This window comes from Dactylosporangium sp. NPDC005572 (assembly GCF_040605515.1).
GTDB lineage: Bacteria > Actinomycetota > Actinomycetes > Mycobacteriales > Micromonosporaceae > Dactylosporangium.
In genome coordinates this window covers 1-13,006 of record NZ_JBEXCY010000286.1, presented here as the reverse complement: position 1 = coordinate 13,006, position 13,006 = coordinate 1, and the positions used below count along the sequence as shown (strand labels likewise).

The 13,006-nt window shown below is 75.6% G+C and carries 12 protein-coding genes; 6 read left to right on the top strand and 6 right to left on the bottom strand.

Annotation, left to right across the window (positions count from 1 at the left end):
• Positions 1–1,114: PQQ-binding-like beta-propeller repeat protein (locus ABZS66_RS56475; RefSeq protein ID WP_354772404.1), on the top strand; the 1,114-nt coding region annotated here is incomplete at its 5' end.
• A gap of 36 nt (positions 1,115–1,150) precedes the next feature.
• Positions 1,151–2,086, top strand: coding sequence for an MBL fold metallo-hydrolase (locus ABZS66_RS56470; RefSeq protein WP_354772402.1), 936 nt, complete (start codon positions 1,151–1,153; stop codon positions 2,084–2,086).
• Positions 2,087–2,114: 28 nt separating this feature from the next.
• Here the strand turns inward: ABZS66_RS56470 and ABZS66_RS56465 are convergent, their stop codons facing one another.
• From ABZS66_RS56465 to ABZS66_RS56455, 3 genes are read right to left on the bottom strand one after another with little or no spacing between them, the layout of a single operon-like run.
• Positions 2,115–3,155, bottom strand: a complete 1,041-nt coding sequence (locus ABZS66_RS56465) for a hypothetical protein (RefSeq protein WP_354772400.1) — start codon at positions 3,153–3,155, stop codon at positions 2,115–2,117.
• Positions 3,152–4,705, bottom strand: a complete 1,554-nt coding sequence (locus ABZS66_RS56460; protein ID WP_354772398.1) for a 3-hydroxybutyryl-CoA dehydrogenase — start codon at positions 4,703–4,705, stop codon at positions 3,152–3,154. Before ABZS66_RS56460 ends, ABZS66_RS56465 begins: the two co-directional genes overlap by 4 nt.
• Positions 4,699–5,715 (bottom strand): ketoacyl-ACP synthase III, encoded by a 1,017-nt coding sequence (locus ABZS66_RS56455; protein ID WP_354772396.1) that lies wholly within the window; start codon positions 5,713–5,715, stop codon positions 4,699–4,701. The genes ABZS66_RS56460 and ABZS66_RS56455 overlap by 7 nt, the downstream gene beginning before the upstream one ends.
• A gap of 158 nt (positions 5,716–5,873) precedes the next feature.
• Between ABZS66_RS56455 and ccrA the strand changes: the two genes are divergently transcribed.
• On the top strand, positions 5,874–7,259 hold the full coding sequence (gene ccrA / locus ABZS66_RS56450; RefSeq protein WP_354772394.1) for a crotonyl-CoA carboxylase/reductase: 1,386 nt from the start codon (positions 5,874–5,876) through the stop codon (positions 7,257–7,259).
• Positions 7,260–7,318: 59 nt separating this feature from the next.
• On the opposite strand, the gene ABZS66_RS56445 is transcribed toward ccrA, so the two are convergent.
• Positions 7,319–8,065 (bottom strand): alpha/beta fold hydrolase, encoded by a 747-nt coding sequence (locus tag ABZS66_RS56445; RefSeq protein WP_354772392.1) that lies wholly within the window; start codon positions 8,063–8,065, stop codon positions 7,319–7,321.
• Positions 8,066–8,150: 85 nt separating this feature from the next.
• Positions 8,151–8,378 carry a DUF5988 family protein gene (locus ABZS66_RS56440; protein WP_354772390.1) on the bottom strand — a complete coding sequence of 76 codons (228 nt, stop codon included), beginning with the start codon at positions 8,376–8,378 and terminating at the stop codon, positions 8,151–8,153.
• Positions 8,379–8,503: 125 nt separating this feature from the next.
• Here ABZS66_RS56440 and ABZS66_RS56435 point away from each other — a divergent pair, with 125 nt between their 5' ends.
• On the top strand, positions 8,504–9,934 hold the full coding sequence (locus ABZS66_RS56435; RefSeq protein WP_354772388.1) for a carboxyl transferase domain-containing protein: 1,431 nt from the start codon (positions 8,504–8,506) through the stop codon (positions 9,932–9,934).
• A gap of 22 nt (positions 9,935–9,956) precedes the next feature.
• On the opposite strand, the gene ABZS66_RS56430 is transcribed toward ABZS66_RS56435, so the two are convergent.
• A complete protein-coding gene (locus tag ABZS66_RS56430) occupies positions 9,957–10,544 on the bottom strand; it encodes a helix-turn-helix domain-containing protein (protein ID WP_354772386.1) in 588 nt (195 codons plus the stop codon).
• A gap of 130 nt (positions 10,545–10,674) precedes the next feature.
• Here ABZS66_RS56430 and ABZS66_RS56425 point away from each other — a divergent pair, with 130 nt between their 5' ends.
• Positions 10,675–11,604 carry an SDR family NAD(P)-dependent oxidoreductase gene (locus tag ABZS66_RS56425; protein WP_354772384.1) on the top strand — a complete coding sequence of 310 codons (930 nt, stop codon included), beginning with the start codon at positions 10,675–10,677 and terminating at the stop codon, positions 11,602–11,604.
• Between the two features lie 188 nt (positions 11,605–11,792).
• The coding region (locus ABZS66_RS56420; RefSeq protein ID WP_354772382.1) for a polyketide synthase at positions 11,793–13,006 on the top strand (1,214 nt) is incomplete at its 3' end.

The window sequence follows — 13,006 nt, the reverse complement described above, 5'->3', positions numbered from 1 at the left end:
GATGCCGCCGGCCCCGTCGGTGGTGCTGGACGGCGACGGGATCGCCGACGTGCGCGCCGACGGCGACGCGCTGTACCTGCTGATGCGCACCGCCGTGGCGGCGTACCGGATGCCCGGCGGCGCCCGCCGCTGGAGCGTCCCGGTCGAGCCCGGCGCGCAGCTGCTGGCCGCGTCGCGGGGCCGGGTCGTGCTGTCGGTCGAGGAGCCGGCCGGCGCGGCCGCCCTCGTCGGCCTCGACGCCGCCACGGGCGCCCAGGTCTGGCGGCGCGACGGGTACGTGCCGTCGCTGCCGTCCGGCGAGGGCCCACCGGGGGTCCTGATCGCCCGCGCGGACGGTGCGATCGACGGGCGGCTGCTCGGCCTCGACCTCGGCACGGGCGCGGTGCGCTGGGAGCTCGGCACGCCCTCGGTCCGCCGCGTGGTGCTGGCCGGCGACGGCCGGCCCGAGATCGCCGACCTCGACCCCGGCGGCACACTGCTCATCCGCGACGCCGGCTCGGCCGCGGTCGTGCGCACGGTCGCGCTGCCCGGCCTCGGCGCGGTCGACGGCTTCGACGTCGCCGGCGACCGGCTGCTCGTCTACCACTTCGAGCGCACCACGCTGCTGGACAGCGCCGTGTTCGACCTGACGACGGGCCGTCGCCTGTGGCAGCACACCGACATGGCGGCGACCGGCGGCCTGTGGTGGTGCGGGACCCTGCTGTGCACCGGCAGCGTCGGCCGGACCACGGTGGTGGACCCCGACACCGGCGACGCGCGGTGGAGCATCTCGGGCTGGACGGACCTCGGCCCGTTCGACGCCGGCCACATGTGGGCGACCGAGCCCACCCCGAACGCCGCCGACCCGGCCCTCGGCGCCGTCGTGCTGGACGCCGCGACGGGCCAGGTCGTGCGCCGGTTCGGCGCGTGGGACGTCGTCGCGGCGCTGCCGGGCCATGCGGCCCTGGTGACCGGCCGCAACCCCGGCGGCTCGCTGGTCGCCCGCCTGGACCTCGCCACGGGCGTGGTGACGGTGCTGGGGCGCACGGAGCACTGGCCGGCCCCGCCGAAGTGCCTCGCCACCGCCACGCTGCTGGCCTGCCACCGCGAGCGGGTGTCGGTGTGGCTGCTCTGAGCGGTGGCGGGTCGCGGCGGGCGGTAGCGTCGGCGTATGCGCTGGAAGCTCGGACGCCCTGACATCGACCGGTACCGCCACCGGTTCGACGTGCCGCCCTTGCAGGGCTCGGGGCTGAGCGTGACGTTCCTCGGCGTCGCAACGCTGCTGATCGACGACGGGACGGCGGCGGTGATGACGGACGGATTCTTCAGCCGGTACCCCTTGCGCCGGCTCCTGCTCGGCACCGTCCGGCCCTCGGCCGCCCTGGTCGACGCCGCCCTCGCCCGCGCCGGGGTGGACCGGCTGGCCGCTGTCCTGCCGGTGCACACGCACTTCGACCACGCGCTCGACGCCGCGCTCGTCGCCGACCGTACCGGTGCCCTGCTGGTCGGCGGGGAGTCGACCGCGAACATCGGGCGGGGCCACGGCCTGGCCGAGGACCGGATCCGGGTGGTGAGGCCCGGCCGGCCCGACACCTACGGTCCGTTCACGGTGACCCACCTCGCGTCCGAGCACTGCCCGCCGGACCGGTTCCCGGGCCCGATCACCGAGCCGGTGGTGCCGCCGGTGCGTGCGGGCGCCTACCGGTGCGGCGAGGCCTGGTCGATCCTCGTGCGGCACGCGAGCGACCGGACCGCCCTCCTGCAGGGCAGCGCCGGCTTCGTGCCCGGCCTGCTGCGGGGCCACCGGGCCGACGTGGTGTACCTCGGCGTCGGCCAGCTCGGCGTGCAGCCCGAGGCGTACATCCGGGCCTACTGGGACGAGACGGTGCGCGCCGTGGGTGCCCGGCGCGTCGTGCTGATCCACTGGGACGACTTCTTCCGTCCCCTCGACCGGCCGCTGCGAGCCCTGCCGTACCTCGGCGACGACCTCGACGCCAGCCTGCGGGTCCTCGACGGGCTCGCCGCGGCGGACGGGGTACCGCTGCACTTCCCGACGGTGTGGCGGCGCGAGGACCCCTGGCAGGGTCTCCCGCCCGGCGGCCGGTAGGGGCGTCGCGGGTGCACAGGTGCCGTCGCTAGGCGTCCGGGTCGCAGGCCGCGAGGCCCGCCAGCCGCCGGCAGTAGTCGTCGTCGAAGGCGTCGGCGGGCCGCAGCGGCGCGCGCCCGGACAGCCCGGCCGCGTGCGCCGCCACCGTCCCCGCGAGGTCGGCGCGGTCGGTCACGGCGTGGCACAGCCGCCGGCCGGTCGGGGCGTACACGGGCACCGGATCGCGCCGCGTGGCCAGCTCGCGCAGCAGGTCGCCGCCGAGGCGCCGGGCCAGCCGCGGGCCCGGGTAGACCGGGGCGGGCACGTGCAGGCATGCGTCGGCGTCGGCGACGACGCGGTCGAAGGCGCCGAGGAGGTACACCGCGAAGCCGGCCACGTCGCCCTCGACCGCGGCGACCCACGGCTTGCGCCCGGTGGTGAGCTTGTTGACGCAGCCGAGCTCCCGCCGCAGGCGCATCTCGGCGGGCGGCTCGGGGAGCACCGCCGGCGCCCCGCCGAGGTGGACGACCCCCACCCGCGCGTCCGGGTGCAGCAGCACCAGGTCCACGGCGGTCTCCAGGTCGTCGACGAGGCCGGGCCCGCGCAGGTGGGCGGTGCCCCCGTCCAGTTCGACGGTCATCGCGCCGACCCGCACGGGGCCGGTCGCGAGGCCGGTCGCGAGGCTGCCGGCGAGGGCGCGGGCCCGCGCGGTCGGCTGCAGGGTCTCGGCGGCCACGCTGCGGGCCACCGCCGGCACCCGGAGGAACCCCTCGGCCACGACCGCGCGGTCGTGAGCGGGGGAGACGGCGCCGAGCAGGTGCGGTACCGCCGCCGCGGCCCCGTCCACGAGATGCTCGATGCGGCCCGGCCCCAGCGCCGCGTGCAGCCGCTCGGCGTGGGCCTCCACGAAGGCCAGCCGGGCGGCCCGGCACTCCTCGTGGACCAGCGCCGCCTGCGCCGCGGTGAGCCCGGGCAGCACCTGCTCGGCCGCCGCCACGTGCTCGCCGAGCGCGGTGACGTCGGCGGGCCAGCCCTGGCCGGGCCGGGGCGCGGCGGCCAGCCAGTAGCCGAGCAGCGGCGCGGCGGTCATCGGTCGTGCCGGTGGAAGCCGGCGCCGCTCTTGCGCCCCAGCTGCCCGGCGGCGAGGAGGTCGCGCAGGGCCGGCGCCGGGGCGAACTCCTCGTCGGCGAACCCGTCGCGCAGGCTCGTGAGGATCGCGGCGCAGACGTCGAGGCCGATGGTGTCCAGCAGCCGCAGCGGGCCCATCGGGTACCCGCAGCCGTCGCGCATGACGGTGTCGATGCGCTCGGCGTCGGCGTAGCCCGAGCCGAGGAGGCGGGCGGCGCGGTTGAGGTACGGCAGCAGCAGCGCGTTGACGATGAACCCGGCACGGTCGCCGCAGCGGACCGGCTCCTTGCCCAGCGCGCGGCAGAACGCCTCGGCCGTCGCCACCACGCCCGGCGCGGTGCGGGGCGTGGTCGCCACCTCGACGAGGCGCATGACCGGCGCCGGGTTGAAGAAGTGCAGCCCCAGCACCCGCTCGGCCCGGCCGGTCACCGCGGCGCAGCCGAGCACCGACAGGCTCGAGGTCGTGGTGGCCAGCAGCGCCGCGTCCGGGCACAGCGCGTCGAGCTCGGCGAAGATGCGCCCCTTCACGGCCGCGTCCTCCACGACGGCCTCGACGACCGCGTCGCAGCCGGCGACGCCGGTGAGCTTCTCGTGCACGGTCAGGCGGGCCAGGGCGGCGTCACGCTCGGCGGCGTCGAGGCGGCCGCGCCGCACGGCCCGGTCCAGCGACCCGGCGATCGCCTCCCGGGCCGCGGCGGCCCTGTCCTGGCTGCGGGCGACGAGCTCGACCGGGCGCCCGGCGCGCAGGCACACCTCGGCGATCCCGGTCGCCATGGTGCCCGACCCGACGACGCCGACCTTCTCGATGCCGTGGATCGGCAGCTCGTCCAGGTCGGTGCGCGGGACCGGCGAATCGAACCGGCGCATGGTGACCATGCCGTTGAGCGCGGCCGCGGGGCGGAACACCGGGTCGCCGGTCTGCTCGTAGAGCGCGACGAGGCCGTCCCGCACGGCGTCGACGCCGAGGACCTCCAGCTGCGCGAACGGCCCGCGGGGCAGCCCGCAGCCGAGCGTCATCGCCCGGTCGACGGCCTCGGCCGAGGCGTATCCGCTCGCGACCATCCGCACGGCCGCGTTCAGGTACCCCAGCAGCAGCTCCCCGGAGACGAGCCCGGGCCGGTCCGGCAGTTCGACGGCGGCGAGGCCGAGCCGGCCGGTCAGCTCCTCCACCACGCGGCGCACCGACCCGGGCGCGTCCGCGGGCAGCACGACCTCAACAGTGGACGATCCGGGCTCCGGCGGGTGTACCGCGACGAGGCGCGACGGGCGCCCGCAGCCGGCCGCGACGTCGGCCAGGCGCAGCACCGCCGTGGTCGTCACGAGGACGGCGTCGGGACGGGCCTCCTCGTGGGCCCAGCTGAGCACGGCCCGCTTCACGTCGAGCCGCTCCGCGACCGCCTCGACGACGATGTCCGCGTCGACGGTCGCGACCGTCGGCACGCCGGCCCGCTCGGCCGCGTCCCGCAGCGCCGCGCCGGCCGCGCCGGGGCCGATCACCGCGAGGCTCAGCATGCCGCGCCGTCCCACCGCACGAGCGCCGACCCGATCGACATCCCGCCGCCGAAACCGGCCAGCAGCAGCAGCTCGCCGTCGCCGAACGCGTCCGCGCGGCGCGCCCCGTCCAGGGCCAGCGGCACCGAGGCGGAGCTGGTGTTGCCGTGCTCGCCGACGGTCAGGTGGGCGCGGGCGCGGGGCAGGTTCAGCTTCATCAGGACCTCCTGCAGCATGACTCCGTTGGCCTGGTGGGGGATGAAGTGGTCGACCTCCTCCGGGGCGACACCGTGGGCGTCGAGCGTGTCCCGCACGAACACCGGCAGCTCGTCGAGGACGAACTCGCGCACGGCCCGGCCCTGCATCCTGAAGAAGTGCCGGCCGTCGGCGACGGTGTCGGCCGACGCGGGCAGCCGGCTGCCCCCGGCCTCGACCCGGATCAGCTCGCCGAGCTCGCCGCGGCTGGCCATCTTCGCCCCGACGAGGCCGTGGCCGGGCCGCACCGGGCCGAGCACGACCGCGCCGGCGCCGTCGCCGAACAGGGCGGCGGTGCGGCGGTCGGTCGGGTCGACGATGCGGGAGTACGTGTCGGCGCCGATCACCAGCGCGTGGCGGGGCGCCCCGGGCGGCTCGAGGGCCAGCAGCCGGGCGGTGCTGATGAGCGCGAAGACGAAGCCGCTGCAGGCCGCGTTCGTGTCGAAGGCCCCGGCCCGGGTGGCGCCGATGCGGTGCTGCACCAGGCTGGCCGTGGCCGGCTGCGAGTGGTCGGGCGTCGACGTGGCCACCACCACGTAGCCCAGGTCGTCCGGGGTGACCCCGCTGCCGTCCAATGCGGACAGCGCGGCCCGGGTCGCCAGGTCGGAGGTCGCCTCGGCCGGCGCGGCCCGGCGCCGCTCGCGGATGCCGGTCTTGCGCAGGATCCAGTCCTGCGAGGTGCCGGACCGCTCCGCGACGGACTCGTTGGACACCACCTCGGTGGGCAGGTAGCCGCCGGTGGCGACGATCCCGATGGCCGGTATGCCGTGGTCCACGCTCGTCTCCCGGTGTTGTCGGCGGAGCCGCACGCTCGTGCCCGGTGTTCCCGGCGGGGCGCCTCGGCCTTCCGCGCCCCAGCGTCGATCCGGCGGCTAAAAGTGCCCTAAAGCACTGCCGCGAGCGGTTTAGCGGCCCTTTAGCCGGGCCGCGAACCATGGGCGCGACGCTGCGGCCGCCGTGTGCCGGAGCCGGATCAGCGCGGGAGCCGCTCGTGGACGACTTGGTCGAGGTCATCACCGCCGGGACGCCCGCGGACGTCGGCGCGCATCCCGTGCCGGAGTCCTATGCGGGTGCGGTCGTGCTCGCCGACGAGGTCGGCCTGTTCGACGGTGTCCCGGTGCCCGAGCGCGACCCGCGCCGGTCGCTGCACCTGCGCGAGGTCGAGACACCGGAGCCCGGACCGGGCGAGGCGCTGGTCGCGGTGATGTCCGCCGCGGTCAACTACAACACCGTGTGGAGCGCCGTCTTCGCGCCGCTGGACACGTTCGGGTTCCTGCGCCGCTACGCGCGCCGCGGCGGGTTCGCGGCCCGGCACGACCGGCCGTACCACGTGCTCGGCTCCGACCTGGCCGGCGTCGTGCTGCGGGTCGGGCCCGGCGTCGGGCGGTGGCAGCCGGGCGACCGGGTCGTGGCGCACTGCCTGTCGGTGGAGCTGGAGTCCCCGGACGGCCACGGCGACACGATGCTCGACCCGGAGCAGCGCATCTGGGGGTACGAGACCAACTTCGGCGGCCTGGCCCACCTGGCGCTGGTCAAGAGCAACCAGCTGATGCCGAAGCCGGGCCACCTCAGCTGGGAGGAGGCGGCCGCTTCCGGGCTGGTGAACTCGACCGCCTACCGGCAGCTGGTCTCCCGCAACGGGGCCCAGATCAAGCAGGGCGACAACGTGCTCATCTGGGGCGCGGCCGGGGGGCTGGGCTCGTACGCCGTGCAGCTGACCCGCAACGCCGGCGCGGTGCCGATCTGCGTGGTGTCGAGCCCCCGCAAGGCCGAGCTGATCCGGGCCATGGGTGCCGAGCTCGTCATCGACCGGTCGGCGGAGGGCTTCGAGTTCTGGCGCGACGGGGCACCGGACCCCAAGGAGTGGCGGCGCTTCGGCGCCCGCATCCGCGAGCTGACCGGCGGCGAGGACCCCGACGTCGTGTTCGAGCATCCGGGCCGCGACACGTTCGGGGCGAGCGTGTACGTGGCGCGGCGGGGCGGGACCATCGTCACGTGCGCGTCGACGACGGGGTTCGAGCACCACTTCGACAACCGGTACCTGTGGATGCACCTCAAGCGGATCGTCGGCAGCCACTTCGCGAACTACCGCGAGGCGTGGGAGGCCAACCGGCTCATCGCCAAGGGCATGATCCATCCGACGCTGTCGGTGGCCTACCCCCTGGCGGACGTCGGCGCGGCCGTGCAGGCGGTGCACCGGAACCGGCACACCGGCAAGGTCGGCGTGCTGTGCCTGGCCCCGTCCGAGGGGCTCGGCGTCACCGACCCGGAGCTGCGGGCCCGCCACGAGAAGGCGATCAACCACTTCCGCGCCGCCTGAGCGCGGTTGGTCCCCTCGCGGCCCGCGCCGGGCGCCGGCGCGGGCCACCTGCCCGCGGTTCAGTGCACCGGGTCGAGCGCCGCGCCGATCGTCTCGGCCACGGCCGCCGTCTGCTGGGCGAGATAGAAGTGCCCGCCCGGCAGGATGCGCAGCGCGAACGACCCGGTCGTCGACGCGGCCCAGTCCGCGGCCTCCGGGACCGACGTGCGCGGGTCGCTGTCGCCGACCAGCGCGGTGATCGGGCAGTCGACGAGCGCGTCCGGGCGGTGCCGGTAGTTCTCCACGGCGATGTAGTCGTTGCGCAGCCCCGGCAGGATCATCGCGACGATCTCCGGGTCGTGCAGCAGCTCCGAGCTCGTGCCGTCGAGCAGCTGCACCTCGGCCAGCAGGGTGGCGTCGTCGGCCCGGTGCACCGTCTCCGGCCGGTAGCGGGTGGGCGCCCGCCGGCCCGACGCGAAGAGGTGCGACACGACGCCGGGGCCGAGGCGCAGCGCGACCTCGAAGGCGACGACGGAGCCCATGCTGTGGCCGAAGAACGCCAGCGGCCGGTCGGCGACGTCGCGCACCGCCGCGGCGATCCGGTCGGCGAGCACGTCGATGCTCGGCACGTTGGGCTCGGTGCGGCGGTCGAGGCGGCCCGGGTACTGCACGACGAGCGCGTCCACCGAGGGCTCCAGCTGCCGGACCAGCGGGCGGTAGTAGGCCGCCGACCCTCCGGCGTGCGGGAAGACGATCAGCCGCCGGCCCGGGGCGGCCGGCCGGTACCGGCGGAACCAGGTGTCGGCGACGTGGGACAGGGTGGTCATCGCGGTGCTTCCTCTCCGCTCCGGGACATGCGCGCAGGCGCCGGCGCACCGCGCCGGCGCCCGGTGGGGTACCAGTGGGATGCGCTCACTCGGCGATCCTCGTGCGGAAGGCCCAGCGGAACACGACGGGCTGGTCCGGTGCGCCGTCGGCGGTGCGCTCGAAGTGTTCGTAACCGTTGTAGCGGGGGAGCTTGATCTTCAGCTGCTCCGGCGTGGCACGCTGCCGGCGGCTGACCGCCGGGATGTCCGCGGGACCGCCGTCGAGCACCGCGTCGATGAACGGCCCGTCGTCAGCGATCAGCTCGTTGTCCATGACCGACCTCGCAATCCCCGTCCGGCGACGGGCACCGCAACGCTAGGGCCGGGCGCTGAAGGGCCGCTAAAGCGCGGTACCGGCGTTTTAGCGGGCTTTCAGCGCCCGCTCCTACGGTCGCGGCCATGACCGTGCTGAGCGAGGCCCCGACCGGCGCCGCGGAGGACCACCGGGATCCGGTACGGCGCATCGCGGCACTGCTGGACCCCGGCTCGATGACGCCGGTCCGCGACGACGAGGAGCACCACGGCGTGCGCCTGGCCCGCGGCGCCGTCGGCGGGGCCCACGTGGTCGTCTACTGCACCGACGCCACCAAGGCGGGCGGCTCCCTCGGCGGGTCCGGCAGCGCGCGGATCGTCGAGGCCATCGACCTCGCGCTGCGCCTGCGGGTGCCGGTGATCGGCCTGTGGCACTCCGGCGGCGCCAAGCTGCACGAGGGCGTCGAGTCGATGGACGGCGTCGGGCGCATCTTCGCCGCGATGGTCCGCGCCTCCGGCCGCGTCCCGCAGATCTCGGTCGTGCTCGGCCCGGCCGCGGGCGCCGCCGCCTACGGCCCGGCCCTCACCGACCTGGTCATCATGGCCCCGGCCGGCCGGCTCTTCGTCACCGGCCCCGACGTGGTGCGGGCCGTGTCCGGCGAGGAGGTCGACATCGCCGACCTCGGCGGCGCCGAGGCGCACGGGCGCCGCTCGGGGGTCGTGCACGTGCTCGCCGACTCGGAGGCGGACGCCTACGCCCGCGCCCGCCGGATCGTGTGCCTGTTCGAGCGCCCCGGCTGGTTCGACCTGTCCTCGGTGGAGCCCGACCCGGACCTGCCCGGGCTGCTGCCGGAGTCGCCGCGGCGCGCCTACGACGTGCACCCGCTCGTGCGGCGCCTGCTCGACCCGGCGCCGGAGGGCGACCGCCTCGTCGAACTGCAGGCCCGCTGGGCGCCCAACGTGGTCATCGGGTTCGGGCGGCTGGCCGGGCGCTCGATCGGCGTGGTGGCCAACAACCCGCTGCGCCGCGGTGGGTGCCTGGACTCGCTGAGCGCGGAGAAGGCGGCCCGGTTCGTGCGGCTGTGCGACTCGTTCGGCGTGCCGCTGCTCGTCGTCGTCGACGTGCCGGGCTACCTGCCCGGCGTCGACCAGGAGTGGGGCGGCGTCATCCGGCGCGGCGCCAAGCTGCTCTACGCGTTCGGTGAGGCGGCGGTACCCCGGGTGACGCTCGTGACCCGCAAGTCCTACGGCGGGGCGTACATCGCGATGAACTCCCGCTCGCTGGGCGCGACCGCGGTCCTGGCGTGGCCGGGCGCGGAGGTGGCCGTGATGGGCGCCGAGGCGGCGGTCGGCGTGCTGCACCGCAAGGCCCTGGCCGCGGCCGCCGACGAGGAGCGGCCGGAGCTGCTGACCCGGCTCGTCGCGGAGCACGAGGAGCGCTCCGGCGGGGTGCGGCGCGGGCTGGACCTGGGGGTGGTCGACGAGGTGATCGATCCGGCGGACAGCCGGCGGCGCCTCGCCGGGGCCCTCGCCAACGCGCCCGCCGGGCGCGGGCACCATGGCAACATCCCGCTCTGAGCACCCCGCCGCCGCGGGTCGGTCAGTGCCGGCGCAGGCCGTCGGCGACGACGCTGCGCAGCCGATCCTGCGTGGCCGGGTCGGGGCCGGCCTGCTCGAGGGCGCGGGCCGTGCCGATCATCAGGGCCACGACGTCGCCGACGGTGATGTCGGGGCGCACCGCCCCGGACCGCTGGGCCCGGACCAGCAGCGTGTCCATCGCGTCGCGCAGGTCGGCGCCGGCCGTGGCGACGACCGCCCACACCGCGACCATCGCCGGGTCGGCGTCGTCGATGGCGTCGACGAAGGTGTGCTTGACCGTCGACTGGCGCACCGCCTCGGCGAAGAACGCGAAGAACGCCTCGCCCGGATCGGGTGCCCCGGCGAGCGCGGCGGCCTGCTCGGTGATCGCGCGCAGCCGGCCGGCGAAGACGGCCTCGACGAGCGCGGCCTTGGTCGGGAAGTGCCGGAACACCGTGCCGATGGCGACGTCGGCCCGCCGCGCGATGTCCTCCGTGGACGCCGAGGGGCCGCGGGCGGCGAAGATCTCCTCGGCGGCCGCGAGGATGCGGGCCCGGTTGCGCTGCGCGTCGGAGCGCAGCGGGCGGGGGGCGGACTCGGTCGGTGGCACCCGTCCAGTATCGCATTGACAAGATGAGTCAACGACTCATATTCTCGGCGTACAACCACGACACCCGGCCCTTGCGGTCGATCCCGCTCGGGGAAGACCCGCCGGACCCGACCCGGAAAGCGGCAGAGACGTGACGACAATTGTGATGACCGGGGGCACGTCCGGCCTGGGCGCCGTCGCCCTGGGGCAGCTGGCGCGGCAGCCCGGCGCCCGGGTGCTGCTCGGCGCGCGCGGCCCGAAGCCCGCCGGCACCGAGACCCTGCCCGTGGAGACCCTGCCCCTCGACCTGGCCGAGCTCGACAGCGTCCGCGCGTTCGCGGCCGCGGTGATCGACCGGCTCGGCGGCGCGGGCATCGACTCCCTCGTGCTCAACGCCGGCGTGAACATGCACGACGGCAAGTCCCGCACCGCGGACGGCTTCGAGACCACGTTCGGCGTCAACCACCTGGCGCACTACCTGCTGCTGCGGCTGCTGATGCCGCACCTCGCGCCCGGCGCCGTCGTCGTGCTCACCACGAGCGCCACGCACGACCCGGCGGCCAAGACCATCCTGCCCGTGCCCCGGCACGCCGACGCACGGCTGCTCGCCCACCCGGAGCAGGACCCGCAGCGCGACGAGAAGGCGCGCGCGGCGGCCGGCCGGGCGTACAGCTCCTCGAAACTGTGCAACATCCTCACCGCGCGCGCCCTGGCCGTGCAGCCCGAGGCGGTCGCCGGCAACTGGCGCGTGCTGGCCTACGACCCGGGCCCGACCGGCGGCACCAACCTGATGCGCAACACGCCCCCGGCCATGCGGATGCTGTGGAAGCTGCTCGGCACCTCCGCGCGGGCGCTCATGCCGCACTTCAACAGCCGTGCGGCGGCCGGCGGCAACCTCGCCGGCGTGGCCGGCGGGCGCATCACCCCGCCGGCCGGCAAGTGGCACGCCCGCGTCGTCAAGGACGAGCTCACCTGGCCCCAGCCGTCCGAGCTCGCCCTGAGCGACGAGGCGCGCGACGCGCTCTGGCTCGACAGCGCGCCGCTGGTCGGCCTGCCCTCGCCGACCCCGGCCGGGTCGTAGTCCACCGCACGACCTCCTACGCCAAACCTCTTACGCCACAACGGATCGAGCCCCGGCGCGCCGCGCCGGGGCTCGTTGCCGTCCGCGCTGTTTTAGGGCCGTTTAAGCGCGCCACCGGAGCATGTTCTCGCAGTCCCGCCGTGACGACCTGCCGGCGTTCCCGCACCGTCTTCCTTCGGAGGTTCGTCGTGGTGGATTCGCCGGATCGGGTGGTCGAGGCGCTGCGGGCCGCGGTCGGCGAACAGGTGCGGCTGCGCGGGCTGGTGGACCGGATGTCGGAGCCGATCGCGATCGTCGGCGTCGGTTGCCGCTTCCCCGGCGGCGCGGACTCGGCCGACGCGCTGTGGGACCTGGTGGCGGGCGGGGTCGACGCCATCGGCGGGTTCCCGGCCGACCGGGGATGGGACCCGGCGCTCGTGGACGTCGAGGGCGGCACCGGCGCGGTGGGGCACTCGTACACCGGCGAGGGCGGGTTCCTCTACGACGCGGCCGGCTTCGACGCGGAGTTCTTCGGGGTGTCGCCCCGCGAGGCGCTCGCCATGGACCCGCAGCAGCGCATCGCCCTGGAGGTCGGCTGGGAGGCCCTCGAGGACGCCGGGATCGTACCGTCGGCGCTGCGGGGCAGGCCCGTCGGCGTGTTCCTGGGGCTGATGTACACCGAGTACTCGGCGCGGCTCGCGGGCCGGGTCCCCGGAACGGTCGAAGGCCTGGTCGGCGTCGGTTCCACGGGGAGCGTCGCGTCCGGCCGCCTCGCCTACGTGCTGGGGCTGCGCGGGCCCGCGGTGACCCTCGACACCGCCTGCTCGTCGTCGCTGGTCGCCATGCAGGCGGCGGTGCGGTCGCTGCGGCTCGGCGAGTGCGAGACGGCCCTCGCCGGCGGTGTGACGGTGTCGTCGACGCCGGGGTCCTTCATCGAGTTCTCCCGGCAGGGTGGGTTGTCGCGGGATGGGCGGTGCCGGTCGTTCGCTGCGGGTGCGGATGGGGTGGGTTGGGGTGAGGGTGCGGGTGTGCTGGTGCTGGAGCGTCTGTCGGTTGCTGTGGAGCGTGGGCACCGGGTCCTGGCTGTCATCCGGTCGGTGGTGGTGAATCAGGATGGGGCGAGTAATGGGTTGACGGCGCCGTCGGGGGTGGCGCAGGTGGAGTTGGTGCGGCGGGGGCTTGCCGAGGCGGGTGTGGGTCGGGATGGGGTGGATGTGGTGGAGGGGCATGGGACGGGGACGGGGTTGGGGGATCCGATTGAGGTGCGGGCGTTGGATGAGGTGTTTGGTGGTCGGGGTGTGCCGTTGTGGTTGGGGTCGGTGAAGTCGAATATTGGGCATGCGCAGGCGGCTGCGGGTGTGGCTGGTGTGGTGAAGATGGTGGGGGCGTTGCGGCGGGGGGTGTTGCCGCGGTCGTTGTGGGC

What these genes read in the sequence shown, in the direction of transcription:
- ABZS66_RS56445 (WP_354772392.1), bottom strand. Translation starts at nt 8,065, where the DNA reads ATGACCACCCTGTCCCACGTCGCCGACACCTGGTTCCGCCGGTACCGG.
- ABZS66_RS56465 (WP_354772400.1), bottom strand. Translation starts at nt 3,155, where the DNA reads ATGACCGCCGCGCCGCTGCTCGGCTACTGGCTGGCCGCCGCGCCCCGG.
- ABZS66_RS56435 (WP_354772388.1), top strand. Translation starts at nt 8,504, where the DNA reads ATGACCGTGCTGAGCGAGGCCCCGACCGGCGCCGCGGAGGACCACCGG.
- ABZS66_RS56440 (WP_354772390.1), bottom strand. Translation starts at nt 8,378, where the DNA reads ATGGACAACGAGCTGATCGCTGACGACGGGCCGTTCATCGACGCGGTG.
- ABZS66_RS56470 (WP_354772402.1), top strand. Translation starts at nt 1,151, where the DNA reads ATGCGCTGGAAGCTCGGACGCCCTGACATCGACCGGTACCGCCACCGG.
- ABZS66_RS56460 (WP_354772398.1), bottom strand. Translation starts at nt 4,705, where the DNA reads ATGCTGAGCCTCGCGGTGATCGGCCCCGGCGCGGCCGGCGCGGCGCTG.
- ccrA (WP_354772394.1), top strand. Translation starts at nt 5,874, where the DNA reads ATGGGCGCGACGCTGCGGCCGCCGTGTGCCGGAGCCGGATCAGCGCGG.